At 73.7% G+C, this 1,718-nt stretch carries 2 protein-coding genes; one reads left to right on the forward strand and one right to left on the reverse strand.

Annotated elements, in window-relative coordinates:
• A partial coding sequence (locus tag LR948_RS18715; protein WP_232755674.1) for a penicillin-binding protein activator occupies positions 1-847 on the reverse strand: 847 nt, incomplete at its 3' end.
• Between the two features lie 239 nt (positions 848-1,086).
• Here LR948_RS18715 and LR948_RS18720 point away from each other — a divergent pair.
• A complete protein-coding gene (locus LR948_RS18720; RefSeq protein ID WP_232755676.1) occupies positions 1,087-1,716 on the forward strand; it encodes a hypothetical protein in 630 nt (209 codons plus the stop codon).
• Positions 1,717-1,718: the final 2 nt, after the last annotated feature.

A 1,718-nucleotide genomic window follows, 5' to 3' on the forward strand; every position in this document is an offset into this window, starting at 1 on the left:
AGACCGCCAAGCCCCGCTGGCAAAGCCCCGAGGACAGGAACCGGTAGGGGCCGAGCACGCCCGAGAAGCCGTCCTCGTCCAGAAGGCCGCGCCGCGATTGCGCGCCGCGCTGGCCCAGCACCCGCGCAAGCTCGGTGCCGTCATAGGCCAGCCCCGCGATGATCCCCGCGCTCTGGCCCGTGGCCTCGGCGAAGGCGTCGCGGAAAGGCGCAAAGCGCAGCGGGTCCGGGGCCGCAAACCAGGCGCCATCGAAGGCCGGATCGCTTTCGAGATCGAGCGCCGACCACTGCGTCGAGCCGATAAGCTGGATGTCCTGGCCCGCCAGCGCCCGGGCGAAAGGCGCAAGCGTCGCATCGGCCGCTGGAAGATAGACCGCGTCGGGCCTGCCGCCGCCATCGGCCAGGGCGGCGCCGATGCCCGCCGGCGCCTCGGTGACGATGGGGGCGCGCAGGTTCAGCCCGAGGCGTGGCGCGATTTCCTGGGCGGCGGCCACCGATTGCGCGCCATAGGCCCCGGGCGGCACGATGATCGCCAGGTCGCGCAGGTTGCGCTGCGCGGCGAGGCTGAAGACCGCCTGCACCGAATGCGCCGGGGTGATCCCGAAGACGAAGACATCCTCCTGCGCGAGCGAGCCGTCGTTCGAGAGGCTCACCACCGGCACCCGTCCCGGCACGGCACCAACCACCGCCCGCGCCTGGGCGCCGAAGACCGGGCCGATCAGCATGTTGGCGCCCGCGTCCACGGCATTGCGCGCCGCGGCGGCGGCGTCCTCGGGGATCGAGCCGCTGTCGAAGATGTCGATGCCGATGCCCGGGCCGCCGCCGAGGCTTGCAGCGCTCCGCAGCATCTGGCCTAGTCCCTCCGACGCCCCCGAGAGAGGCAGAAGCAGCGCCGCCCGACCCGGTCCGGCGCCCTCCGAGTCGCCGGCCCCGGCCAGGCGCTCGGTCACGCCGCAACCCGCGAGGAGAGAGACGGATGTCGCCGCGACCCCCTTCAGAAGACTGCGCCGGGTGGCTCCGCCGGGGGCTGGGCGGCTTGGGTCGTGCGGGGCTCGGGCTGCTCGCGGCCGGTCTGGGTCTAGGCACATTGGGCGGCGCGCTCCTTTATCTCGCTCCGGTGACGATCCTTACATCCTCGCGCGATCTTCCACCACAGGTCGAGGCGCTCTACGGCTCGCTGCGCGAAGGGCGCGCGGTGCTGTCGAGCGGGCATCAGCTGAGCTGGCGCACCCGCCCCGGTTTGGGCCCCTGGCCCGGCTTTCTGGGAGAGATCCGGCTCGAGGGTGGGCGCACGGAGATCGCGGGCAGGCTGCGCCTCCACTGGCGGCGGCTGGGCGTCGAGGGGCTCTCGGGCCGCGCCGGGCCCGGGCTCGCAGCACTCGTCCCCGGCGCCTGGAGCTGCGAGCGGGCCGCCGATCTCAGCGGTGTCACGCTGCTTTGGCAGGGTGGCGCACCGCGGGCCGGTGGCGGGCTGGATCTGCCGGCGGGCCGCTGCACCAAAGGCGGGTCCGAGATCGCCCTGCCCGATCAGCGCCTGGATTTCGGCACCGGCGACAAGAGCGCCCGCGCGCGGCTCCGGGCCGGAGAGCTGGGTGAAATCGCGTCGCTCGAGGTCACCGCCGCGCGCCGCGCGCATCTCAGGATCTCGCCCGAGGCGGGGCGCGTCTACCCGGTGCTGCCCCGGGGCGCCCCGATCGCGCTGGACTATGACTTCTGAGA

Source organism: Roseivivax sp. GX 12232 (genome assembly GCF_021272185.1).
Lineage (GTDB): Bacteria > Pseudomonadota > Alphaproteobacteria > Rhodobacterales > Rhodobacteraceae > Roseivivax.